The 22,094-nt window shown below is 67.8% G+C and carries 24 protein-coding genes and 1 pseudogene; 12 read left to right on the forward strand and 13 right to left on the reverse strand.

Going from position 1 to position 22,094, the window contains the following annotated elements:
* The first annotated feature begins 24 nt into the window (after positions 1-24).
* The 3 genes from rfbB to ACNQVK_RS30150 all read left to right on the forward strand — a co-directional run bounded on the left by rfbB (position 25) and on the right by ACNQVK_RS30150 (position 2,063).
* Entirely contained in the window at positions 25-1,020 is a 996-nt protein-coding gene (rfbB, locus tag ACNQVK_RS30140) for a dTDP-glucose 4,6-dehydratase (RefSeq protein ID WP_418032445.1), read from the forward strand.
* Positions 1,017-1,622: a dTDP-4-dehydrorhamnose 3,5-epimerase family protein gene (locus tag ACNQVK_RS30145; protein WP_418032446.1), complete on the forward strand. Its 606-nt coding sequence runs from the start codon at positions 1,017-1,019 to the stop codon at positions 1,620-1,622. The genes rfbB and ACNQVK_RS30145 overlap by 4 nt, the downstream gene beginning before the upstream one ends.
* A 90-nt stretch (positions 1,623-1,712) precedes the next feature.
* Positions 1,713-2,063, forward strand: coding sequence for a hypothetical protein (locus tag ACNQVK_RS30150; protein WP_418032447.1), 351 nt, complete (start codon positions 1,713-1,715; stop codon positions 2,061-2,063).
* Here the strand turns inward: ACNQVK_RS30150 and ACNQVK_RS30155 are convergent.
* Positions 2,057-3,178 (reverse strand): P1 family peptidase, encoded by a 1,122-nt coding sequence (locus ACNQVK_RS30155; RefSeq protein WP_418032448.1) that lies wholly within the window; start codon positions 3,176-3,178, stop codon positions 2,057-2,059. The two genes, ACNQVK_RS30150 and ACNQVK_RS30155, sit on opposite strands and share 7 nt — an antisense overlap.
* 98 nt (positions 3,179-3,276) lie before the next feature.
* On the opposite strand from ACNQVK_RS30155, the gene ACNQVK_RS30160 reads away from it, so the two are divergent.
* A complete protein-coding gene (locus tag ACNQVK_RS30160) occupies positions 3,277-3,903 on the forward strand; it encodes a TetR/AcrR family transcriptional regulator (RefSeq protein ID WP_418032449.1) in 627 nt (208 codons plus the stop codon).
* Positions 3,900-4,769, forward strand: a complete 870-nt coding sequence (locus ACNQVK_RS30165) for an EamA family transporter (RefSeq protein WP_418032450.1) — start codon at positions 3,900-3,902, stop codon at positions 4,767-4,769. Before ACNQVK_RS30160 ends, ACNQVK_RS30165 begins: the two co-directional genes overlap by 4 nt.
* Here ACNQVK_RS30165 and ACNQVK_RS30170 read toward each other — a convergent pair.
* The gene (locus tag ACNQVK_RS30170) at positions 4,766-5,461 is read right to left on the reverse strand and encodes an alpha/beta hydrolase (RefSeq protein WP_418034432.1); all 696 of its coding nucleotides are present in this window, start codon (positions 5,459-5,461) and stop codon (positions 4,766-4,768) included. The genes ACNQVK_RS30165 and ACNQVK_RS30170 overlap by 4 nt on opposite strands.
* 83 nt (positions 5,462-5,544) lie before the next feature.
* On the opposite strand from ACNQVK_RS30170, the gene ACNQVK_RS30175 reads away from it, so the two are divergent.
* The 4 genes from ACNQVK_RS30175 to mmsB all read left to right on the forward strand — a co-directional run bounded on the left by ACNQVK_RS30175 (position 5,545) and on the right by mmsB (position 10,194).
* Complete coding sequence (locus ACNQVK_RS30175; protein WP_418032451.1) at positions 5,545-6,498, forward strand: cupin domain-containing protein; 954 nt, start codon at positions 5,545-5,547, stop codon at positions 6,496-6,498.
* Between the two features lie 114 nt (positions 6,499-6,612).
* Positions 6,613-8,133: a CoA-acylating methylmalonate-semialdehyde dehydrogenase gene (locus ACNQVK_RS30180; protein ID WP_211157786.1), complete on the forward strand. Its 1,521-nt coding sequence runs from the start codon at positions 6,613-6,615 to the stop codon at positions 8,131-8,133.
* A 7-nt stretch (positions 8,134-8,140) separates the two neighbouring features.
* The gene (locus ACNQVK_RS30185; RefSeq protein WP_090424673.1) at positions 8,141-9,301 is read left to right on the forward strand and encodes an acyl-CoA dehydrogenase family protein; all 1,161 of its coding nucleotides are present in this window, start codon (positions 8,141-8,143) and stop codon (positions 9,299-9,301) included.
* An 11-nt stretch (positions 9,302-9,312) separates the two neighbouring features.
* Positions 9,313-10,194, forward strand: coding sequence for a 3-hydroxyisobutyrate dehydrogenase (mmsB, locus tag ACNQVK_RS30190; RefSeq protein ID WP_418032452.1), 882 nt, complete (start codon positions 9,313-9,315; stop codon positions 10,192-10,194).
* Positions 10,195-10,251: 57 nt separating this feature from the next.
* Here mmsB and ACNQVK_RS30195 read toward each other — a convergent pair whose 3' ends face one another.
* Entirely contained in the window at positions 10,252-11,088 is an 837-nt protein-coding gene (locus ACNQVK_RS30195) for a hypothetical protein (protein WP_418032453.1), read from the reverse strand.
* A 108-nt stretch (positions 11,089-11,196) separates the two neighbouring features.
* Positions 11,197-12,000 (reverse strand): HAD family hydrolase, encoded by an 804-nt coding sequence (locus ACNQVK_RS30200; protein WP_418032454.1) that lies wholly within the window; start codon positions 11,998-12,000, stop codon positions 11,197-11,199.
* 104 nt (positions 12,001-12,104) lie between these two features.
* On the opposite strand from ACNQVK_RS30200, the gene ACNQVK_RS30205 reads away from it, so the two are divergent.
* Together ACNQVK_RS30205 and ACNQVK_RS30210 are read left to right on the forward strand one after the other, a co-directional pair.
* Entirely contained in the window at positions 12,105-12,767 is a 663-nt protein-coding gene (locus ACNQVK_RS30205) for a response regulator (protein WP_044516225.1), read from the forward strand.
* Positions 12,764-13,975, forward strand: a complete 1,212-nt coding sequence (locus ACNQVK_RS30210; RefSeq protein ID WP_044516224.1) for a GAF domain-containing sensor histidine kinase — start codon at positions 12,764-12,766, stop codon at positions 13,973-13,975. Before ACNQVK_RS30205 ends, ACNQVK_RS30210 begins: the two co-directional genes overlap by 4 nt.
* 12 nt (positions 13,976-13,987) lie before the next feature.
* Here the strand turns inward: ACNQVK_RS30210 and ACNQVK_RS30215 are convergent, their stop codons facing one another.
* Positions 13,988-14,572, reverse strand: a complete 585-nt coding sequence (locus ACNQVK_RS30215) for a TetR family transcriptional regulator (RefSeq protein ID WP_418032455.1) — start codon at positions 14,570-14,572, stop codon at positions 13,988-13,990.
* 85 nt (positions 14,573-14,657) lie between these two features.
* On the opposite strand from ACNQVK_RS30215, the gene ACNQVK_RS30220 reads away from it, so the two are divergent.
* Positions 14,658-15,041 (forward strand): nitroreductase family deazaflavin-dependent oxidoreductase, encoded by a 384-nt coding sequence (locus ACNQVK_RS30220; protein WP_418032456.1) that lies wholly within the window; start codon positions 14,658-14,660, stop codon positions 15,039-15,041.
* Here the strand turns inward: ACNQVK_RS30220 and ACNQVK_RS30225 are convergent.
* From ACNQVK_RS30225 to ACNQVK_RS30260, 8 genes and pseudogenes are all read right to left on the reverse strand, one after another.
* Positions 15,038-15,475, reverse strand: a complete 438-nt coding sequence (locus tag ACNQVK_RS30225; protein WP_418032457.1) for a hypothetical protein — start codon at positions 15,473-15,475, stop codon at positions 15,038-15,040. The genes ACNQVK_RS30220 and ACNQVK_RS30225 overlap by 4 nt on opposite strands.
* 56 nt (positions 15,476-15,531) lie before the next feature.
* A complete protein-coding gene (locus tag ACNQVK_RS30230) occupies positions 15,532-16,035 on the reverse strand; it encodes a MarR family transcriptional regulator (RefSeq protein WP_211157779.1) in 504 nt (167 codons plus the stop codon).
* Between the two features lie 57 nt (positions 16,036-16,092).
* Positions 16,093-17,124: a pyridoxal phosphate-dependent aminotransferase gene (locus ACNQVK_RS30235; protein WP_418032458.1), complete on the reverse strand. Its 1,032-nt coding sequence runs from the start codon at positions 17,122-17,124 to the stop codon at positions 16,093-16,095.
* Complete coding sequence (locus ACNQVK_RS30240; RefSeq protein WP_418032459.1) at positions 17,124-18,185, reverse strand: 3-oxoacyl-ACP synthase III family protein; 1,062 nt, start codon at positions 18,183-18,185, stop codon at positions 17,124-17,126. The genes ACNQVK_RS30235 and ACNQVK_RS30240 overlap by 1 nt, the downstream gene beginning before the upstream one ends.
* A gap of 10 nt (positions 18,186-18,195) precedes the next feature.
* On the reverse strand, positions 18,196-18,876 hold the full coding sequence (locus ACNQVK_RS30245; RefSeq protein ID WP_418032460.1) for an SRPBCC family protein: 681 nt from the start codon (positions 18,874-18,876) through the stop codon (positions 18,196-18,198).
* Positions 18,857-20,611, reverse strand: a complete 1,755-nt coding sequence (locus ACNQVK_RS30250; protein WP_418032461.1) for a thiamine pyrophosphate-binding protein — start codon at positions 20,609-20,611, stop codon at positions 18,857-18,859. Before ACNQVK_RS30250 ends, ACNQVK_RS30245 begins: the two co-directional genes overlap by 20 nt.
* 208 nt (positions 20,612-20,819) lie before the next feature.
* Positions 20,820-21,554 carry an anti-sigma factor family protein gene (locus ACNQVK_RS30255; RefSeq protein ID WP_418032462.1) on the reverse strand — a complete coding sequence of 245 codons (735 nt, stop codon included), beginning with the start codon at positions 21,552-21,554 and terminating at the stop codon, positions 20,820-20,822.
* Positions 21,551-22,077, reverse strand: a pseudogene (locus tag ACNQVK_RS30260) (sigma-70 family RNA polymerase sigma factor). Before ACNQVK_RS30260 ends, ACNQVK_RS30255 begins: the two are co-directional and overlap by 4 nt.
* Positions 22,078-22,094: the final 17 nt, after the last annotated feature.

Genomic DNA, 22,094 nt, shown 5'->3' on the forward strand with positions numbered 1-22,094 from the left:
GGGTTTGCCCACTAGGGTTGACCCATGCGGCTACTGGTCACCGGCGGCGCCGGGTTCATCGGCGCGAACTTCGTGCGGCTCGCTGTCGGGGAGGCGCCGACCACCTCGGTGACCGTGCTCGATGCGATGACGTACGCGGGCAGCCAGGAATCCCTGGCACCGGTGGCCGACAAGATTCGGTTGGTGCAGGGCGATGTCGCCGACGCCGAGCTGGTGCACCGGCTAGTCGGCGAGGCCGACGCCGTCGTGCACTTCGCGGCCGAGACCCACGTCGACAACTCGGTGGCGAATCCGCAGCCGTTCCTGCACAGCAACGTCATCGGCACTTTCACGGTGCTGGAGGCGGTCCGCGCACACGGGGTCCGGTTACACCACATCTCCACCGACGAGGTGTACGGCGATCTCGAGCTCGACAGCCCGGCCCGGTTCACCCCGGGAACGCCGTACAACCCGTCGAGCCCGTACTCGTCCACCAAGGCCGCGGCCGACCTGCTGGTACGGGCGTGGGTCCGCTCTTACGGTGTGCGCGCGACGATTTCGAACTGCTCCAACAACTACGGCCCGTATCAGCACGTCGAGAAGTTCATCCCGCGCCAGATCACCAACATCCTCACCGGCAGGCGTCCCAAGCTGTACGGCGCGGGCGCGAATGTCCGTGACTGGATCCATGTCGATGACCACAACCGGGCGGTGTGGGAGATTCTCGCCAACGGCCGCAGCGGGCAGACCTACTTGATCGGCGCCGAATGCGAGCGCAACAACCTCACGGTGATGCGCACCCTGTTGCGGCTGATGGGCCGCGACCCGGACGACTTCGACCATGTCACCGACAGGCCCGGGCATGACCTGCGCTACGCCATCGACCCGTCGGCCCTGCACGACGAACTGGGCTGGGCACCGAAGCACACCGATTTCGACGAGGGCCTGCAGGCCACCATCGACTGGTACCGCGACAACGAATCCTGGTGGGGTCCTTTGAAAGAGGCCGTAGAAGGCGCGTATGCGGAGCGTGGCCAGTGACCGCGCGCGAGCTGACCATCCCCGGCGCCTGGGAGATCACGCCCAAGCTGCACGGCGATGCGCGAGGCATGTTCTTCGAATGGTTCACCGAGGCCGGGTTCGCCGAGATGACCGGCCACCGCCTCGATGTGCGACAGGCCAACTGCTCGGTGTCGGCGGCCGGAGTGCTGCGCGGCGTGCATTTCGCTCAACTGCCGCCCAGCCAGGCCAAATACGTGACGTGCGTGCGCGGGGCCGTCCTCGACGTGGTGGTCGACATCCGGTTGGGCTCCCCGACTTTCGGGCAGTGGGACTCGGTGCTGCTCGACGACCAGGACCGGCGTTCGGTGTACCTGTCCGAGGGTCTGGGTCACGCCTTCCTGTCGCTGCAGGACGGCTCGACGGTGATGTACCTGTGTTCGGCGCCGTACAGCCCGGATCGGGAGCACACCATCTTGGCCACCGACCTGGGCATCGACTGGCCGATCGAGGGCGAGCCGGTGCTGTCCGACCGGGACGCGGCCGCCCCCACGCTGGAGCAGGTGCGGGCTGCGGGGCTGTTGCCGACGTGGGACGACACCAGGGCGTTCGCCGACGAGTTGCGCGCCCGAGTCCAGCGCTGAATGAGGTAGTCCGCTACTGCATACGGGGCCGTCCGGCGGGGCGACGATGGGCGTATCAGCGTGACACGCGCCCGACGAAACGAGACCACCATGAACCGAGCCTCGCAGTTTGCGACGACGTTGCTCGTATCAGGCGGCCTGGCGCTGGCCGGGCTGGTCCACGGATCGGGTACGGCCCAGGCCGCCGGCCCGTACCAGTGGTGTCCCGGCGATGAACCGGGCGGTTACGGCGGCGGGTTCAACTCGCCGGCGGACGCCCGGCCGACCTGGGACTGGAACGTCTGCCACAGCTACCACTACGTCAACAGCGGTCAGGGCAACGTCTCGTCCACGGTGTGGGAAGGCGACAACCCGCCACCGCCCTACCCCTGGCAGCCTCCGAACATGTGCTGGTCGTTGTTCCTCCCCCGGCCGTGCGGACCCGCCGACCTGGGTCAATGACCTTCCAGCACCAGCGCCGAGTGCAGCAGCTTGTGGTCGAGCGCGTGGGCGGTCAACCCGCCCCGGCCGGTCAAGGTCTCGGCGGCCACCAGCGCGTTGACGATGGCCTCCTCGGTGGCCTCGATGGCCAGGTCGAACAGCCGGGTCATCAGCTGTGGCGCCACCATGCGCACCGCGATCTCGGGGCGGTTGGCGTCGGGGTTCTCGTCCCACCCGTACGGCGGGATTCCCCGGTTGCCGGTGGAGAAGGCCAGCATCAGGTCACCGCTGTACTGCTCACCCGTTCCACCGACCCGGCCGACGGCCAGGGCCGAGCGTTGCGCGAGCCGGGTGCACTGGTGCGGCAGCAACGGCGCATCGGTGGCGATCACGACGATGATCGAGCCGGATCCCGCCGGATACGGGACCGGAAGGTCAGGGGTCGGCACCAGCTCGGGGCCGACCATCTCCCCGACCGGCACTCCGTTGACCCGAAGACGTTCCCGCCGACCATGATTCGCTTGTACGAGCACCCCGACGGTGTAGGGCCCGGCCACGGTTTCGGTCATTCGGGAAGCGGTGCCGATCCCGCCTTTGAAGCCGTGGCAGATCATCCCGGTCCCGCCGCCCACGTTGCCTTCGGCGACCGGACCGCCCGTCGCATCGGCCAGCGCAGCGGCGACGTGTTCGGGGTGGACGTGGTAGCCGTTGATGTCGTTGAGCAGCCCGTCGTAGGTCTCCCCCACGACCGGCAGGGACCAGTAGAGCCCGTCGCCGCGGGCCCGCACCTGGGCCTGGACCAGGGTGTCCCGGACGACGCCGACGCTGTGGGTGTTGGTCAGGCCGATGGGTGTGGTCAGTTCGCCGGACTCGCGGATCCACTCCAGTCCGGTGAGCTCGCCGCTGCCGTTGAGCCGGTGCGCACCGGCGAACACCGGCTCGGTGAAGATCTCGGGGTGCGGGATCACGACGGTGACGCCGGTGTTCACCGGGTTGGGTCCGGGCCGCTGGATCGTGGTGTGCCCGACGCGTACGCCGGCCACATCGGTGATGGCGTTGTTCAGACCCGTGGGATGCTCACCGATCACGACACCGATGTCGCGGGCGCGCGGACGCCGCGAGGAGCAGTCCAGCATGCGTCCTCCGGAAAGTTGTGGCCAAATTCTTTTCAGGATTGGAAAATAATGGCGGCGGGTAACCACCGGCGTCAACTCAACTGACGAAGTCGTGAAGGATGGGACCCGTGGGACGGCCGAATCGACAGGCTCAACGACGTGAGGAGATCCTCGACGCGACGATCGCTTTGATCGAGCGCAAGGATCTGACCACGTTCCGGATCGCCGACGTCGCCGCTGAGCTCAATCTGACCCCCAACGCCGTGCGCTACTACTTCCGGGAGACCGACCAACTGCTCTCGGCCCTGGCGCAGCGCTCGGACAGCAAGTTCTACGACGACCGGCTCGCCGTGGTGGAACGCACCGAAGATGCGCGGGATCAGATCGCGTTCATGATCGCCGCCGGGTTGCCGTCCGGGCCGGAAGACGCCGAGTGGCGGGCGATCTGGCGGGCCGTGCTGGCCGCCGGCTTCGTGCTCGATCAGCGTCACGACATCCAGCACATCTATCACCGACAGGTGAGCCTTTACGTTCGCATCCTCGAAACAGGCTCCACTGCAGGGATTTTCACGCTGGCCTCACCGGCACGCGATATCGCCATGACGCTCATGACGATGGAGGACTATCTCGGGTACCGCATCGTGGCGCGCGACCCGGACCTCGACCGCGCCACCGCGCTACGGCTGATGCGCGGCTATGCCGAACTGGCCACGGGGGCACAGCTGCCGGTGACGGTAACGGTGTGACCACCCGCGCCCCACTCGGGGCCGCGCTGCTGGTGGTGGTCGCCGCGATCAGCCAGGAAGTGGGCGCCGCGTTCGCGGTCGGGCTGTTCGCCGCCGTCGGCACCGTGGGGGCGTTGTTCGCCCGCTTCGCGGTCGCCGGCGTCATCCTGTGCGCGGCGGCCCGCCCGTCGGTGCGGGGCCTGACGCGGCGGGCCTGGGGCGCGGCGATCGCACTGGCCGTGACGCTGGGCACGATGAACTTCTGCTTCTATCTCGCCATCGACCGGATTCCGCTCGGCATCGCGGTGACCATCGAAGCCCTCGGCCCGCTGATCCTTTCGGTGGTGACGAGTACCCGCCGGGTCGCGTGGCTGTGGGCCGTGCTGGCCTTCGCCGGGGTCGCGATGCTGGGCCTGCCACACGGGGGCGGCGGGCACTTCGAGGTCACCGGGTTCGCCTTCGCCGCAGCCGCGGGCGTGGCCTGGGCCGGCTACATCCTGGCGTCGGCGCGGACCGCCGCGGAGTTCCGTCGCGTCGACGGCCTGGCATTGGCCACGGCCATGGGCGCCCTCGTCGTCGCCCCGTTCGCGGTGACCTCGGTGCACCTGGACGCACTCGACTGGCGCGTGCTCGGGGTGGGCGCGGCGGTCGGGGTGTTGTCCTCGGTGATCCCGTACTCGCTGGAGTTGATATCCCTGCGCCGCCTCACGCCTGCCACCTTCGCGGTGCTGACCTGCCTGTCACCGGTCACCGCCGCGCTGGCCGGGCTCGTGGTGCTCGGCCAGCAGATCGGACTGCTGGGCTATCTGGGCGTCGCCCTGGTCACCGTCGCCAGCATCGGCGCGGTGCGTTCCACACATGCGGGCCCGGCCGAGCCGCTGGGCTAGCCGCCGAGTTCGGCCACCGCCTCGTCGATCAGATCCGCAATCGCGGTGGGCTGGGACGCCAACGACGCGTGGCTCGCGTCGAGTTCGATGATCTTGCGGGGGTTCATCCGCTGCGCCATCCGGCGCTCGTTGTCCGGGTGGATCATGCGGTCCTGGGTCGACACCTGGTACCAGACGGGCTTGCTCTTCCAGGCCGGGGCGGACACGGCGTCACCGAAGGTCGAACCGAGCGGCGCCTTCTGGGTCACCGCCATCACCAGGGTCTCGTCGTCGGGCAGATCCTGGGCGAAGCTCTCGGAGAATTTGTCCTGCTTGATCCACAGGTAGCCATCCGAGTCCGGTGCGATGTTGTCGAAGGCCGCCGGTGGCTGTTGCTCACTGATCTGGCCGGCGCTCTCCCCCGCGTCGGGCGCGAAGGCCGCGACGTAGACCAGCCCGACGACATTGGGCAGATCTCCCGCTTCCGTGATGACCGCCCCACCGTACGAATGACCGACCAGCAGTACAGGCCCGACGACCTGCTTGACCATTTGCTGCGTGCGGTGTGTGTCGTCCTGCAGGGACGTGAGCGGGTTCTCCACCGCATACAGCTTGTCGTAGCCGCGCTTGCGCAGTTCCACGATCACCTTCGCCCAGTGCGCCGCCCCACCCCAAAACCCGTGCACCAGAACAACTGCCGGCTTGTCGGCCATCTTCGGACCCTCCTCGGTCTCGGAATCCCAGGCGTTGACCACCCGTGACGGTTCCACCATATTTGGAGCATGAGGCAACAGCCATGATCGATTCGCCGGAAAAGTTAGCCGATCCTCTGGGGCTCACGTCCTCCAGCCCGGCCGGTTCGGACGCCCTGTCGGAGATCCTGCGCACCGTGCGCCTCCGCGGGGACGCCGTGACGCGGTGGTCGCCCGCCACGCCCTTCCATGTGACCGTTCCGGCCGCAGCCCGCGTACTGCACATCGCCGAGACCGACGGACTCACGCTGCACATCGAGGGTCGGGCCCTGCCGATGGATGGCGGTGACATGGCATTGCTGGCCCGCGGCGACGCACATGGCATCTCCAACGGCGATCGCGCCGCTTCCCGCCCGCTGTCCGGACGTGACCGCAATCCTGGTGCCGGGCAAGAGCATCCGGACTCGGCGCGCTGGCTCAGTGGAACCTTCGCCGTCGACAGCGCCGTGGCCGACCCGCTGTTGTCCGTGCTACCGCCTGCCATCATGATCCGGGCCGGCGCACCGGGCCACGAGTGGCTGACACTGAGCCTGCAGCTGTTGCTGGCCGAGACCACGGAACCCCGGCCCGGCGCGAGAGTGATGATCTCCCGGATCCTCGACCTGTTGTTCATCCACGCCCTGCGGGAGTGGTCCAGGTCCGCCGATGCGGCGCCGGGCTGGCTGACCGCGGCGATGGATCCCCAACTGGGTCCGGTGCTCACCGCTGTGCACAACGATCCGGCGCATCCGTGGTCGGTCACCGAACTCGCCGACCTCGCCCGACATTCGCGGTCCACGTTCGCCGAACGGTTCACCCGCCTGTTCGGGCAGTCCCCTGCCGCCTATGTCACGGAGCGTCGGCTCGACCGCGCCGCGGACCTGCTCCGGTCCACCACCACCTCGGTCAGCAGGGTCGGGCAGGCCGTCGGCTACACGTCCGATTCCGCGTTCAGCCGTGCGTTCCAGCGCCGGTACGGCGCACCGCCCTTGCGGTGGCGCAACAGCCAGAACCCCTGAAGCACGCCGTCCGCGCACCCCTTGCCAAACGCTCCGACCAATTACTAGGATATGCAAGTATCTCGGGTATGCCCCGAGCCACATAACTGCGCATCTCTCTTGGGACGGAACGCCATGACCACTCAGATCCCCCACTTCATCAACGGCAAGCGCACCACCGCCGGGTCGACCCGCACCGCCGACGTGCTCAACCCCAGCACCGGCGAGGTGCAGGCACAGGTGGTCCTGGCCTCGGTCGCCGACGTCGACGCCGCGGTGGCCGGCGCCGTCGAGGCCCAAAAGGAATGGGCCGCCTACAACCCTCAGCGTCGCGCCCGGGTGCTGATGAAGTTCATCGAGCTGGTGAACCAGAATTCCGACGAGCTCGCCGAACTGCTCTCCCTGGAGCACGGCAAGACCGTCGCCGACTCACTGGGCGACATCCAGCGCGGCCTTGAGGTCATCGAGTTCTCCGTCGGTATCCCCCACCTGCTCAAGGGTGAGTTCACCGAGGGCGCGGGCACGGGCATCGACGTGTACTCCATCCGCCAGCCGCTGGGCGTGGTCGCGGGCATCACCCCGTTCAACTTCCCGGCGATGATCCCCCTGTGGAAGGCCGGCCCCGCGTTGGCGTGCGGAAATGCGTTCGTGCTCAAGCCTTCCGAGCGTGATCCCTCGGTTCCGCTGCGGCTGGCCGAGCTGTTCATCGAGGCCGGCCTGCCGGCCGGCGTGTTCCAGGTCGTGCAGGGCGACAAGGAAGCCGTCGACGCGATCCTCGAGCACCCCGAGATCAAGGCGGTCGGCTTCGTCGGCAGCTCCGACATCGCGCAGTACATCTACTCGGGCGCGGCCGCGCACGGCAAGCGCGCACAGTGCTTCGGCGGCGCCAAGAACCACATGATCGTGATGCCCGACGCCGACCTGGACCAGGCCGTCGACGCGTTGATCGGCGCCGGCTACGGCAGTGCCGGCGAGCGCTGCATGGCCATCAGCGTCGCGGTGCCGGTCGGCGAAGACACCGCGAACCGGTTGCGCGCCAGGCTTGTCGAACGGATCAACCAGCTGCGGGTCGGGCACAGCCTGGATCCCAAGGCCGATTACGGACCACTGGTCACGGGCGCGGCCCTCGAGCGGGTGCGCGACTACATCGGCCAGGGTGTCGAGGCCGGCGCCGAACTCGTGGTCGACGGCCGCGAGCGCGCGAGCAACGAGCTGACCTTCGGTGACGCCAGCCTCGAGAGCGGCTACTTCATCGGCCCCACCTTGTTCGACAACGTCACCACCGACATGTCGATCTACACCGACGAGATCTTCGGTCCGGTGTTGTGCATCGTCCGGGCCCACGACTACGAGGAAGCCCTCAAGCTGCCGTCCGAGCACGAGTACGGCAATGGCGTCGCGATCTTCACCCGCGACGGGGATGCCGCGCGCGACTTCGTCTCCCGCGTGCAGGTCGGCATGGTCGGCGTCAACGTGCCGATCCCGGTTCCGGTGGCCTACCACACCTTCGGTGGCTGGAAGCGGTCCGGATTCGGCGATCTCAACCAGCACGGGCCGCATTCGATCCTGTTCTACACCAAGACCAAGACCGTCACGGAGCGGTGGCCGTCGGGCATCAAGGATGGCGCCGAGTTCGTCATCCCGACCATGAAGTAGCACACCTGTGAATCTGCACGACCTGGACGAAGACGAACGCGTGATCGCCGAGACGGCGGCCGCGTTCGCCGAAAAGCGCATCGCGCCATACGCGTTGGAATGGGATGAGACCCATCACTTCCCCACCGACGTATTGCGCGAGGCGGCCGAACTCGGCATGGGCGCCATCTACTGCGGTGAGGACGCGGGAGGCAGCGGGCTGCGCCGACTGGATGCGGTGCGCATCTTCGAGGCGCTCGCCGCGGCCGATCCGACACTGGCGGCGTTCCTGTCCATCCACAACATGTGCGCGTGGATGGTGGACAGCTTCGGCACCGAGGAGCAGCGCAAGACCTGGGTGCCCCGGCTGGCGTCGATGGAGGCCATCGCCAGCTACTGCCTCACCGAACCGGGTGCCGGCTCGGACGCAGCGGCGCTGCGGACCAGAGCGGTCCGCGACGGCAGCGATTACGTCCTCGACGGGGTCAAGCAGTTCATCTCCGGGGCAGGCAGTTCAGATGTGTACGTGGTGATGGCCCGCACCGGCGCCGACGGCCCGAAGGGCATTTCTGCGTTCGTCGTCGAAAAGGACGCGGCGGGGCTGAGTTTCGGTGCACAGGAGCAGAAGATGGGCTGGAATGCCCAGCCCACCGCTCAGGTGATCTTCGAGGGCGTACGGGTTCCGGCCGAGGCACTGCTGGGCAGCACCGAGGGCACCGGGTTCGGCATCGCGATGAACGGGCTGAACGGCGGGCGGATCAACATCGCCGCCTGCTCGCTCGGCGGAGCACAGGCCGCCTACGACAAGGCGCTGGGCTACCTGGCCGACCGCCAGGCGTTCGGCGGGGCCCTGCTCGACGAGCCGACCATCCGGTTCACCCTCGCCGATATGGCCACCGGCCTGGAGACGTCACGAAACATGTTGTGGCGGGCGGCCTCCGCGCTGGATGCCAACCACCCCGACAAGGTCACGTTGTGTGCGATGGCCAAGCTGTATGTCACCGACAAGTGCTTCGAGGTGGCCGATCAGGCGCTGCAGTTGCACGGCGGCTACGGGTATCTGCGCGAGTACGGTCTGGAGAAAATCGTCCGGGATCTGCGGGTGCACCGCATTCTTGAGGGAACCAACGAAATCATGCGCGTGGTCATCGGCCGATCCGAATCGGCTCGGGCCCGCGCCACCGGATAGGGAGACTTTGAGTGAGCACGATCGCGTTCTTGGGGCTGGGCAACATGGGCGGGCCGATGGCCACCAACCTGGTGACTGCCGGGCACACCGTGCGCGGCTTCGATCCGGTTCCCGCCGCGCAGGAGGCGGCAAAGGCCAACGGCGTCAACGTGTTCGCCACCGGAGCGGAGGCCGTTGCCGGTGCTGACGTGGTGATCACCATGCTGCCCAACGGAGCGTTGGTGAAGAGCTGTTACGCCGAGGTGCTGCCCGCCGCCGCCGAGGGGGCACTGTTCATCGACAGCTCGACGATCTCGGTCGACGATGCCCGCGAGGTGCACAAGGTTGCACTCGAGCACGGCTTCGCCCAGCTCGATGCCCCCGTCTCCGGTGGGGTCAAGGGCGCGGTGGCGGGCACGCTGGCCTTCATGGTCGGCGGCTCCGATGAAGCTGTTGACGCTGCCCGTCCGGTGCTGGATCCCATGGCGGGCAAGATCATTCACTGCGGTGCCACCGGCGCCGGCCAGGCCGCCAAGGTCTGCAACAACATGGTGCTGGCGGTGCAGCAGATCGCCGTCGGTGAGGCGTTCGTGCTGGCCGAGAAGTTGGGCCTGGACAAGCAGGCGCTGTTCGACGTGATCACGGGCGCGACCGGCAACTGCTGGGCCGTGCACACGAACTGCCCGGTTCCCGGTCCGGTGCCCACCTCCCCGGCGAACAACGATTTCAAGCCGGGGTTCGCCACCGCGCTGATGAACAAGGATCTGGGCCTGGCGATGGCCGCCGTGGAGTCCACGGGTTCGTCGGCCCCGCTGGGCACGCACGCCGCCGAGATCTATGCCGAGTTCATTACGTCCGACGTCTCCCACGCGGACAAGGATTTCAGCGCGGTCATCGAGACGCTGCGCAGCTGATTCGAGTCCGCGTTCGTAACGTGGTGGCGCCGGAATGCGTGTTCCGCCGCCACCACGTTACGAACGTGAAGCCCACGCCCTGGCGAGCCTGCCAAGAACGTTCGCCTCGCCGTCGCGGCAGGTCACCCGAATGACGATCCAGCCCATTTCGATCATTTCGTCGATGCGGGCGATGTCGTGGCGGAGGACATCGGGATCGGTGTGGTGCTGCCCTTCGTACTCCATCGCGATCTTCAGCTCCGGCCAGGCAGTGTCGACGTGCCCGATCAACGCGCCGTATTCGTTGTAGATCGGGTGCTGGGTCTGAGGTGGTGGATATCCCGCTCGAACAACTAACAGCCGCAACCATGTTTCCTTCGGAGATTCGGCTCCGGGGTCGACCAGGGCAATGCTCGCGCGTGCCTGTTTGATGCCTTTGCGCCCGCCGTGCCGCTGCGCGGCCAGTTCGATGTCGGCGACTTTCAGCCGAGTGGCGCGAGCCAGCGCATCGATCGCGGCCACGGCGGCGTCTTCTGACAGTCGGCAGGCCAGATCCACCGCGGTCCGCAGCGGGTTGGTCAACCGGATATCGCCGACCAAACAGATTTCGTCATCGTCGATCGCGTCGGCCCAGGCGACGACGCCCCGGGTCGGCCGCCGATTGGTGTCGAGGATGTTGGCGGGTAACGCCGGATCGATCCAGCGGGCACCGTGCAGCGCCGACGCGGAGTGTCCGGCCAGCACGCCCCGCCGCCGCGACCGCAACCAAGCGGCTTTGGCCCGCAGGACTGCGGTAGGCCGGGTTCCCCGCGGAATGTAGATGTCCTTGTGCACGGCGACGAACCGGGCGCGCAAATCGTGGCGGGTCAGCTTTCCGGCCGCAAGCGCCTCACTGCCGATGAACGGCTCCACCATGCGGGAAAAGTGTGCCCGCGCCCACCGACAGCATCGCGCTCGTAACGTGGTGGCGGAAAAGTTCGCGTTTCGCCGCCACCAGGTTACGAACGTGAAGCCCAGGCTGATCTACGCGGCAGACGGGCTGCGCTGAGCCCACCACTGGCTGTGCAGGCGCTGGCATACCGGAAGGCGCAGCGCGTCGGCGCCGACGAAGTCCGGCCGCACCGCAACCGCGGCGTACGAACCGGCGCCGGCGTCGGGGTCGGGGTCGATGAGAACGCTGGCCATCCCGGCGCCGTTGGCTGCACGCAGACCCGCGGCCGAGCCGGCCATCGCCAACGCGTCGGGGCCCGCCACTCCCAGTTCGGCCAGGGCGTGCCGGTACAGCTCGGCCCCGGTGGCGCTCACGTCATCGGTGGTGACGACGGTTTCCACCAGGCCGTCACCGACGAGCTGGCGCACCAGGGGTTCGGCCCAGCGCCGACGGCCCGCGGCGACGACCGCGACCGGCAGACCGGCCAGGAACGCGTCATTCACCAGATCATCAAGACCCGGCCGTGGCGTCAGGCCGGCCTCGAGGATCATCTCGTCGAACATCATGTCCTTGGTCATGCAGATCTCGTCGGCGAGCACCTCGGTGAGCACATCGCACTCCGTGCCGACGCACCGCTTACGCAGTTCGGCGGTGACCCGCTGACGCTCGTCGTGCAGCGCGAGAAGCTGCTGATAGCGGCCGACGCTCCACTGGATGGGCAGACCGTGCGCAGCGAAGGCCGCGTTGAAGACGACGCGATGCCCCTCCAGGTCGAGGTCCGACAGTGCATCGAGGTCGAAGACCACCGCACGGAGCGGATGGGCAGGGGCTTCGGTCTGCGGACAGTCCCACCAGAACCGTCCGGCACGCCATGACTTCTCTTGTAGTGAGGGCACCACATGAGAGTGGCCTACGTCACACAGGCGGCGCGTCCCCCGTAGGGGGGATTGGGCCGGTCAAGTTGATCTACCCAGCCCGCCACCACCTCTAGGGTGATGCCATGGCGCCCTCCAATCCAGTGCGCCTTGTGCTGGTCGACGACCATGAGATGGTCATCGAGGGTCTCAAGGCCATGCTTGCTGCGTTCAACGACCGGGTCGAGGTGGTCGGCCAGGCGGTAGGCGCCGAGCGTGCCCTGAGCGTGATCGAGACGCTCAACCCCGACATCGTGCTGTGTGACGTGCGGATGGAGGGTTCCAGCGGGCTGGACCTGTGCCGGGTGCTGCGGGAGCGGGATCCCGACCGCAAGGTGGTCATGTTGTCGGTCTACGACGACGAGCAGTACCTGTTCCAGGCGCTGCGGGTGGGCGCCTCCGGCTATCTGCTCAAGAGCATCAGCAGTGACGAACTGGTGCGACAGCTCGAATTCGCCCACAGCGGCCAGACCGCGATCGATCCGGGCATGGCGGCCCGCGCGGCCGGTACCGCGGCCCGGCTGCAGCGCGACGAGTTCTGGCCGGGGGTCCGGCAGGGGCTGACCCAGCGCGAGAGCGAGATCCTGTCCTTCGTCGTCGCAGGCTTGTCCAACCGCGGGATCGCCAACAAGCTGGTGATCGGCGAGGAAACCGTGAAGACCCACCTGCGCTCCATCTATCGCAAGCTCGGGGTCAGCGACCGGGCGGGCGCGGTGGCGACGGCCCTGCGTGAAGGCATCTACCAATGACCGACAAACCCGCACGTGAACTCGGCCCGATCGACCTCACCGCCGACCGTGAACTGGCCCTGCTGCGCGAACTCATCCGGGCCGCGTCGAGCGGTCCGGGTGTGGAGCCGCTGGCCGCCGCGGCCGCCCGGATGATCACCGAGGCCACCGCCACCGACGTGTGCTTCGTCCACGTGCTCGACGATTCGGAACGCGCCCTGACGCTGGCCGGGGCCACGCCGCCGTTCGATGCCGAGATCGGCAAGATCCGGCTCCCGCTCGGGCAGGGCATCTCCGGTTGGGTGGCCGACCACCGCCAGCCCGTGGTGATCAGCCACGACAAGGAGTCCGATCCCCGCTACAAGCCGTTCGAGTCGCTGCGCGGGCGTGATTTCACCTCGATGGTGTCGGTCCCGATGGAGACCGGGCCGGGCGGGCTCGTCGGTGTGCTCAACGTGCACACCGTCGACCGCCGCGAGTTCACCCCGCGCGACGTGGAGTTACTGCTGGTGATCGGCCGGCTGATCGCCGGGGCACTGCACCAGGCACGGCTGCACCGCCAGCTGGTCGCCCGCGAGCGGGCGCACGAGAACTTCGTCGAGCAGGTGATCGAGGCGCAGGAACTCGAGCGGCGCCGGTTGGCCGGTGACATTCACGACGGCATCTCGCAGCGGTTGGTGACGCTGTCCTACCGGCTCGACGCCGCGGCGCGCGCGGTCGAGCCGCAGGCGGTGGCCGAGCAGTTGGCTGCCGCACGCGAACTGGTCGCACTGACGCTGCAGGAGGCGCGGGCCGCGATCAGCGGGCTGCGCCCGCCCGTGCTCGACGACCTCGGACTGTCCGGCGGGCTGGCCAGCCTGGCCCGGTCGATCCCGCGGGTGGAGATCGATGTCGACCTCGCCGAGACCCGGGTGCCCGACCACATCGAGCTGGCCCTCTACCGGATCGCCCAGGAATGCCTGCAGAACGTGGTCAAACATGCCGAGGCTGACCGGGCCCGGCTCACCTTCGCCGTCGATGACGGTGTAGCCCGGCTCGAAATCGTCGACGACGGCAAGGGGTTCGACACGTTCGAGCACCCGCTGGGCAGTGACGAGATGGGCGGCTACGGGTTGTTGTCGATGGCCGAGCGCGCCGAGATCGTCGGCGGCCGGCTGCACATCCGGTCACGACCGGGTGCGGGCACCACGGTGACCGCGGTCATCCCCCTGCCGTCGGTGAGCGAGTAGCGAACGAACTGCTCAGCCGTCCTCATCCAGGTGCACGCGCACCGCGGGCACGGCGCGGGCGATCAGTTCCTCGGTCGGCTGCGATGCGATCGGCTCGATCCGCAGGATGTGGCGCAGGTAGGCGATGCCGAGCAGTTGGCCCATGGCCAGGTCCACCCGCAATGCGGCGTCGGCACCGGTGAGTGCGGTGGCGATCTGCGGGTAGAGCCGCTGCTCGATGAACTGGCGGACCAGCGCTGCGGATTCCTCATGGGTGGCCGCACCTCGCAGGATGGCCAACAGGGGCGCGCGGGTGTCGGGCTGTTCCCACAGCTCGAAGAAGGCCCGGGTAAGGCGTTCGGCCAGGCCGGCCGTGCCGTCGTCGAGAATTCGACCGCTGAACTGTGCGGGGTCGAACGGCCAGCCCACGGTGGCCCGGAACAGCTCGGCCTTGCTGCCGAAATAGTGCCGGATCAGGGCCGGGTCCACGGCCGCGGCGGCCGCGATGTCGCGCAGTGAGGTCTTGTCGTAGCCGCCTTCGGCGAACATCCGCCGGGCGGTGGCCACCAACTCTTCCCGGGTGCCGGGCTGTCCCGGCCGTCGTCCACGTGGCGGCATAGTTCCGAAATTCTACAGTCGTTGACTTCTCGATCGGGCCAGGTCTACGCTCGAATCACTAATTCCACAACTGAGGAGTTATACGATGCCCGCTCCACGATGGGTCGCCCACGCCAACAAATTCGGCCTGAATCAGCTCACCCGGTTCATCGCGCCATGGGCGCCGGGTTGGGCCGTCGTCATCCACCGGGGACGCAAGTCGGGCCGGACCTTTCGGACACCGCTGTGGGCGTTTCGACGGCCGGGCGGTTTCGTCATCGCCCTGACCTACGGCTCGCAGGCCGACTGGGTCCGCAATGTGCTGGCCGCCGACGGATGCGAATTGGAGGCCCGGCGCCACCGGTACCGGCTGACCGCACCCGAGGTCTACCGCGACGAGAAGGCCGGCGACATGCCCGTGTTCATCGCCTTCATGCTGCGCTGGGTGATCCGGGCCCCGGAATTCCTCAGCCTGAAGTTCGCGGACTAACCGCCGAGTTTCCCCGCGAGTTCGGGGCACTCGTACTTGAGTGCCACGTTCACGATGGTCGTGAGCGCGTCGGGCGGGAGCTTGCTGCCCATCTGGATCAGCACGTTGACGACATCCTGCTTGGTCTTGTTGAAGCTGCCTGCCGCCATGATGCAGGCCATCATCAGCTGATTCCCGATCGCGCGGTCCGAACCTTCGATGCCGGCGGCACGCACCTCGGCGAACGCCTCCGGCGGCAACCCCGCCGTGCCACGCGGCGACCCGGCGGTCGGCGGCGGACTCTTCGGGGCAGTTCGCTTGGGCGCCTTCGACTCCGACGTGAACGGCACGACGTTGTCCGGAGCGGTCGCTGTCCCGGTGGTCGTGGTGCTACAGGCCGCCGTCAACACGACGACGACGGAGCCCAGCGCCGCGGCCACCCGCCTGGCTTGCATGCTCGCTCCCCTCAACTACGTTCGAGGGTAGTGGGGTTCCTGCCCGGAAACCCGCCTCAGAAATCCCCGGAGTGTCGGCGCAGCGTCTCGATCGACGTCACCAGCGCCTGGGACTGCTCATCCGACATCCCGACATCGGCGAACACCTGCTCGTTCAGGGTCACGGTGGCATCCTCGACCGTCGAGCGCCCGAGCTTCGTGATCTGCACCAGCGTGGTCCGCCCGTCGGTGGGGTGCGGGATGCGCTCCACCAGACCGTTGGCCTCCAAGCGCCGGATGGCGTGCGTGACGCTGGTGACGTGCACCTGGAGGCGGTCGGATGCCTTGGTGATCGGCAGCGCACCGGACCGGCTGAAGGCCAGCAGCCGCAGCAGCTCGAACCGCGAGAAGCTCAGATCGTAAGGCCGCAGCGCAGACTCCACCCGGGCCAGCAGAATCTGATGGGCCCGCATCACCGACGTCACCGCGACCATCCCGCCGGCCACATCGCCCCATCCGGCCGCCTCCCAGTTCGCGCGGGCCTGCGCGATGGGGTCACGTTTGTCTGGTGGCGAGGGCACGCCTCTTCTTACCGCATCACCGCGCGGGCACCACGCATTCCGCCCGCATTCTGTGGTTCAGGCGGCCGCTGTCACCGCACCCAGCACGGCACGGGTGGACTGCCGCGATCCGACAGTGATCCGCACCCCGCCGTCGGCATAGTGACGGAGCTGAAGTCCGGTGCCGTCGAACACCTCCGGCCACGGCAGGGACCCGCCGGGCAGGTACAGAAAGTTGGCCTGCGCGTCCGTGCTGTAGACCCCCAGCGCCCGCAACCGCGTCTGCAGGTAGCGCCGTTCTGCGGCGATCATCCGGATACGTTGGCGCAGTTGACTTTCCGCATCATACGAGGCGGCGACAGCCACCTGGGCGCTGAGCCCGATCCCGAACGGCAGCTGCATCCGCCACAACTGACGGCCGAGATCGGGGGCGCAGAACCCGTAGCCGATCCGCAGACCGGCCAGTCCGTAGGCCTTCGAAAAGGTGCGCACCACCACGACATTTCCGAACCGGGCCACCAGATTCGGCCCGTCGATGCACTGTCCGGCGGCCAGGAACTCCACGTACGCCTCGTCCAGCAGCACGACGGTGTCCTCGGGAAGCCGGGTCAGGAAGCGCTCGATCTCGATGGCAGGTTCGATGGTGCCCGTCGGGTTGTGCGGCCGGCAGACCACCACGACCTTCGCGCCCTTCCCGGCCTCGGCCATCGCGTCCAGATCATGATGGCCGTGCGCGTCGAGCGGAATCGTCACCGTCCGCAACCGTGCCATCTGCGCGAAGATCGGATACCCGTCGAACGTGGGCTCCGCCATCACCATGGTGTCGCCCGGACTGGTCACCGCATGCAGTACCTGCATGATGACCCCGGTGGCGCCGGCCCCGACGATCACCTGCTCCTCGGCCATCCCGTCGTGATCGGCGATCAGCGAGCGCAACCGCTGCGGCAGGAATTCCGGATACCGGTTGGCGGCCTCATCGCACGCGCGCAGCGCCGAGCGCACCGCGGGCAACGGCGGAAACGGGCATTCGTTGAGCGACAGCGCCAACGGGTTGACCGCCTGCGGCAGCGCGCCGACGACGTCGGACAACGCGGTGCGGGGTGCCACCATCACCCGTTCCCCAGCTCGCCGCCGTTGCCGGCGCGGCCGCCCCACCGCACCGCGGCGGCCCCGGCGAAGTCACCGGCGTGGGCGAAGGCGGCCATCAGCACGGTATCGCCCGCCTTCACCCGCCCGTCGGTGACGGCCCGGTCGAAATTGACGGGAATACCTGCGGCGAAAAGGTTTCCGCAGTCATCAAAAGTATCGACGTGACGTTCGGGTGGCAACTCCAGCGCCTCGCGCCAGTTGCGCAAGAAGACCCGGTTGGGCTGATTGGTCACCAACAGGTCGATCTCCTTGGGTTGCACACCGATCCGGTCGCAGACGGCATAGGACACCTCGGGAACCTGTCGGTTGCCCCGGGCCAAAACCTTGGTGATCTTGCTCTCGGTGAAGCCGATACAGGCCTCGCCCGTACGTGCCTCCCACCACTTGGCCGGCGGGTCGATTGCCAGGGTCATATCCCCCGCGTACTCGCCATACGTGCGGCATTCGACGTCGAGGATGGGCGAGGAGTCCGACAACGTCACCAGCGCGACCGCGGCGCCGTCACCGGGGACAGAGGCCTGCGCCTTCCGGCGGACCGTCTGCTGATCGAAGACCGTGCCCGCGGCGTTCTGGGCGATCGCGATCACCGCGGTCCGGCCCTCCCCCGCGCTCAACAGCGTGCGGGCCACCTTGAGGCCGAGCACGAAAGCCGCGCACCCGCCGTTGTGCAGGTCGATCACCCAATCGGGCTTCATCCCCAGCCGGTGCGCCATCCCGCCACCGCCACCGTAGAACGGCATGTCGGGCAGCTGGGTGTGGGTGATCAGCACATCGGCCCCGGTGATGACGTCGGAACCGTGCCGCTCGATCAACCCGGCAGCGGCCCGTTCGACCATGTCTATCGCGGTTTCCTCGGGCGCCACATGGTGACGGAACCGCGGCGCGCGGAACATCACGTTCTGGGCCAGCTGATCGGTTTCGGCGAACCCGGCGTAGTAGTCGGCGCTGATCGGATCACCGGGCAGGTAGGTGGACACGTCGATGAGGCTGACGGGGTTCTTCGCGGACAGATTCACAGTCATGGCAGGCCCCTCACTTCATCCATGCCGGGGTGACCGGCAGGCCGTTGCGGTGCCGGTATTCGGCGATTGCCTTGAGGTTCCGCAACTCCAGCAGGTGGCCGGGACCGAACATGTCCCAGAAGTCGCCCACCCAGACCGGTCGCGCCGGGGGCGCCGTCTCCGGGTAGGGGTTCTCGTCGTAGAACGGATGGTGGCAATTCGTCCACAGCACAACCGATCCCGGCTTGTCCAAGACCACCTGCGCATCGACGATCCGCATCAGGTAGATCATCCACAGATGCTTGCCCTGATCCCAGGCGCAGTGGTAGTCCACGGTCAGCGCGTCGCGGTTGGCCGCGGTGCGGGTGTAGATCGCGCTGCCCGGCCCCGACGGACCGGCTCCGAGCCGGTCATGGGCCAGCCACAGCCCGGGCTCCTCGGTCGGGGTGAAACCTCGCAGGCTGTAGGTCCACTCCTCCAGACAGCGGGTGTCGGACATGTAGTCGAACAACTCATCGGGCGGGCACTCGATGTAGTCGTTGACCGTGCAGAACTGACCGAACACCTGGTCGTGCGGATAGACCGACCGCATCATGTCCATGATGATCGGGGTGGCCTGCTCCTTGGGCGAGGTCTCGATCCGGATCAGTCCGTCCAGCGGGGTGCGGGTGGCCCGATGGGCCGTGATGTCTTCAAGCGCGGGCAGTGACATGGGACCTGTTCTCCTGTGCGATGGAAGGTGTGCTGTCGGTTGTGGTCAGAAACGCTGCGAACGGCGGGATTTCGTCGGCTGAACATTCGATGCTCAGAACCGACGGCCCGTCGGTGTCCAGGGCCATGCCGAGCGCGCGGGGCAGTTGGCGGATATCGGCGACGTCGTATGCGGGCAGGCCGGGGAACATCGCCGCCAGGCCGGCGCCCAACCGGCTCGGTCCGAACCTGTTGTAGGAGTAGCGATCGTCGTAGAACAGCTGTTCTCGGGTGACGCACATGGCGTGGGCGTGGTTGTCGAACAACACGAACGTGATCGGCAGCCGGTACTGCATCGCGGTGTGAATCTCCATGCCGTGCATGAAGAATGATCCGTCGCCGGCGATCACCGCCGTCCGCCGGTTGATCATGGCGTCCGCGGCAGCGGCCCGGTGGAACGTCATCCCGATGCCCGCGCCGAAGCTGTAGCCCATCCCGCCCATGCCCAGCGCCACCATGAACCGCCCGTCACGCCGGGCCGGAAGGTAGTGGATGGCCGACGCTCCGACGTTGCCCGCGTCGACGACGATGTCGGTGCCGTCGGGCAGGGCCTCGTCGAGCACGGCCATCGCATCGCGGTACCGGATGCCCGGGCCGTCATGGGCCGGTGGACGCAGTTCGGTACGCGGCACCAGATCCGGCACGCGCACCTGAACCGCCCGGCCCGGTCCGGACAACGCCCGGGCCAGCACCGTCAGCGACTGGCGCAGGTCGTCGGAGTGGACATGCGTGCACGCCGGGAACGGCACCCGGGAGCCGATCGAGTACGTCGCCACCTGGCCCAGCGCCTCGTCGAGACCGGCCCGGGCGGTCACCGTCATGCGGGTGCCGACCAGCAGGCACATCGCGCTCTGGGCCGCGGCAGCGGACACCCCGGGGTGGCCCATCACACCGGCTACCCCCAACGCAGAGGACGAACCGAGTCCCGGGGTGCCTGCCACGTCTTTGGCGTCGGGCACCGTGGCCACCCGCGCACGCAGCGTGGCCCGCAGTCGTTCCAGTTCGGCGCGGGCGTCGTCACGCGCCACCTGTTCACCGGCGATGATCGTGATCGGGCCGTCGACGCCGCGCAGGGCCCGCTCGAGCGGCCCCAGATCTGAATGGCGCGGCCCCGTCCCGTCGACCCCGGTCCGCCCGTTGGCGCTGCCATCAGTCTCGCCGGACAATCCCAGCTCGGCCTGCTGAATATTCTTGGGCAGCAACAACACCGCCGGCCCACCGGTCCGCGCGGCGGCCAGCGCATCCGGAAGCGCGGTGAGAATGTCCGCGGGTTTCAGCACCCTGCGGCAGTACACCGAGACCGCCGAGAACAGGGCGTGCCCGTCCAGGCTGCCGTTGTCCCCGCTGGTGTCCTGGAAGGCGCCATGGCCGTCGAGCGTCGTCGGCGCCTGCCCGATCAGGGCCAGCACAGGAACCCGGCTGGCCAGTGATTCCGCCAGCCCGGGCACCGTGTTGAGGCAGCCACCACCCGAGGTCGCCGCCACCACGCCGATCCCGGCGCCGCTGCGGCTGTACCCGTCCGCCATTGTGGCAGCGGAGAATTCGTGCTTCGCCAGCACCGCGGTGATGTCGTCACGGAAGAACGCCGCGTCGTAGAGGTCCTCGATGTTGGCACCGTCCACGCCGAAGATGTGCGAGATCCCATTCGCGGCCAGACAGCCGACGATATGGTCCACCACCCGGTGCGTCTCGACCATGTGTCACCTACTTCCGTGCTCTGCCAGTGACACGACCCATGGACGTCGTCGGTTCACCGGGAGAACGGATTTGTGCAAACTTCCGGCGATATCGCAGGACATCCCAAGGTCGTCCCCACGCCGAACGTCACGCTGGAGTGACCCTCTGGTCCGAGGGCCACTCCAGCGTGACGAGGCGGAACGTGATGGGCCGGCAAAGCCCGTCGGCTCAGAGCTGCTTTTCCAGCAGCACCTTGCCCTCGGGCGACGTAACCAGTTGCACCGCAGCGATATCCGCCGCCGGCATCTGGGTGTTGCCGCTGGGCAGCGCGGTGGCGCCGGACAGCCCCAGCCACGTCGCGATCTCGTTGCGGCTGCCGTCCCGGCCGATCACCACCATGCCCAGGTTCTGCGGAGGCGCATCCTGCTTGCCCCAGCTCCCGTAACTGCAGGCCATGTCGATCCGGGTGCCCCAGGAATAACTGGTCATCGCGATGCTGGCATTGATGGGCGTCTCGGAGACCTTGCTCATCGCCAGCATCTGCGAGCTCTGCTGTTCGGTGCCGCTGTGCAGGCCGAACACCTCCGGACGGACACCGATCACCACACCGACCGCCAGCAGTGCCGCGGCCACGCCCACGGCCGCCGTGGTCACCCACCGCGAACGGCGCCGTCGCCAGCTGACCTTGGCCAGCACGGACTGCAGCACCTCGGGGCGCAGCGGCGGATCAGGCTGTTCGGATTCGAGGGCAAGCACGTCGTCGAGGTCGAGCATGGCCAGCAGCGCCGGCATACCGGTCAACTCGGCCACCGCGGAACGGCACCGCGCGCAGCCCTCCAGATGGGCCTCGTACTCGCGTCGCTCGCTGCTTTCCAGCGATCCCAGCACGTAGGCCGCATCCCAGGTCCGGTAACGATCGGATTCGACCGGATCAGGAATGTGGGGTACACCGAACTGTGTCATCGTGTCACCCCCATCTCTTGCAGGTTCAGTCGTAACGCGCGTACCGCGTAGTGCAGCCGTGATTTCACGGTGCCCTCAGGTATCCCTAGGTCGTCGGCAATCTGCCCGGTGGTCCAGCCCTGGTAGTACGCCGGCGGACCACGGCCCGGTGTTCGTCGGAAAGCTGGCTCAGCGCCGTGCTCAGCAAGATTCGATCCAACGCGTTGTCCACTTGGTCGGGAGTCGCAACAGTCCCGGCATGGTCTGCCACCTGTTCGGGGTCGGGCACTCCGGTTTCGTTTCGGAACCGGGCACTCCGACGTTCATCGATGATCATATTGCGGGCCACGGTGAACAACCAGGCGCGCGCCGATCGATCGGTGTCGGCGGTGACGTCGGGGTGACGCCATGCACGCAGCAGCGTCTCCTGCACCACGTCCTCGGCCCGGGCACGGTCACCCGTGAGCCGAAGCGCGTAGCGCCAAAGCGCGGCAGCATGCTCGTCGTAGAGCACCCGCATCATGGCGGCCTCCGGATCATCCATTCCCTACCTCCGTCTGT

Origin of the sequence: Mycobacterium sp. 134 (assembly GCF_048282715.1) — a bacterium.
Classification (GTDB): domain Bacteria; phylum Actinomycetota; class Actinomycetes; order Mycobacteriales; family Mycobacteriaceae; genus Mycobacterium; species Mycobacterium septicum.

Bases quoted from the DNA above. Each gene is read 5' to 3' on its own strand.
- ACNQVK_RS30170 (WP_418034432.1), bottom strand. From the start codon at position 5,461: ATGGCCGACAAGCCGGCAGTTGTTCTGGTGCACGGGTTTTGGGGTGGG.
- ACNQVK_RS30210 (WP_044516224.1), top strand. From the start codon at position 12,764: ATGACCGACAAACCCGCACGTGAACTCGGCCCGATCGACCTCACCGCC.
- rfbB (WP_418032445.1), top strand. From the start codon at position 25: ATGCGGCTACTGGTCACCGGCGGCGCCGGGTTCATCGGCGCGAACTTC.
- ACNQVK_RS30220 (WP_418032456.1), top strand. From the start codon at position 14,658: ATGCCCGCTCCACGATGGGTCGCCCACGCCAACAAATTCGGCCTGAAT.
- ACNQVK_RS30225 (WP_418032457.1), bottom strand. From the start codon at position 15,475: ATGCAAGCCAGGCGGGTGGCCGCGGCGCTGGGCTCCGTCGTCGTCGTG.
- ACNQVK_RS30255 (WP_418032462.1), bottom strand. From the start codon at position 21,554: ATGACACAGTTCGGTGTACCCCACATTCCTGATCCGGTCGAATCCGAT.
- ACNQVK_RS30160 (WP_418032449.1), top strand. From the start codon at position 3,277: ATGGGACCCGTGGGACGGCCGAATCGACAGGCTCAACGACGTGAGGAG.
- ACNQVK_RS30240 (WP_418032459.1), bottom strand. From the start codon at position 18,185: ATGACTGTGAATCTGTCCGCGAAGAACCCCGTCAGCCTCATCGACGTG.
- ACNQVK_RS30250 (WP_418032461.1), bottom strand. From the start codon at position 20,611: ATGGTCGAGACGCACCGGGTGGTGGACCATATCGTCGGCTGTCTGGCC.
- ACNQVK_RS30245 (WP_418032460.1), bottom strand. From the start codon at position 18,876: ATGTCACTGCCCGCGCTTGAAGACATCACGGCCCATCGGGCCACCCGC.
- ACNQVK_RS30155 (WP_418032448.1), bottom strand. From the start codon at position 3,178: ATGCTGGACTGCTCCTCGCGGCGTCCGCGCGCCCGCGACATCGGTGTC.
- ACNQVK_RS30235 (WP_418032458.1), bottom strand. From the start codon at position 17,124: ATGGTGGCACCCCGCACCGCGTTGTCCGACGTCGTCGGCGCGCTGCCG.
- ACNQVK_RS30150 (WP_418032447.1), top strand. From the start codon at position 1,713: ATGAACCGAGCCTCGCAGTTTGCGACGACGTTGCTCGTATCAGGCGGC.
- ACNQVK_RS30175 (WP_418032451.1), top strand. From the start codon at position 5,545: ATGATCGATTCGCCGGAAAAGTTAGCCGATCCTCTGGGGCTCACGTCC.
- ACNQVK_RS30205 (WP_044516225.1), top strand. From the start codon at position 12,105: ATGGCGCCCTCCAATCCAGTGCGCCTTGTGCTGGTCGACGACCATGAG.
- ACNQVK_RS30195 (WP_418032453.1), bottom strand. From the start codon at position 11,088: ATGGTGGAGCCGTTCATCGGCAGTGAGGCGCTTGCGGCCGGAAAGCTG.
- ACNQVK_RS30215 (WP_418032455.1), bottom strand. From the start codon at position 14,572: ATGCCGCCACGTGGACGACGGCCGGGACAGCCCGGCACCCGGGAAGAG.
- ACNQVK_RS30180 (WP_211157786.1), top strand. From the start codon at position 6,613: ATGACCACTCAGATCCCCCACTTCATCAACGGCAAGCGCACCACCGCC.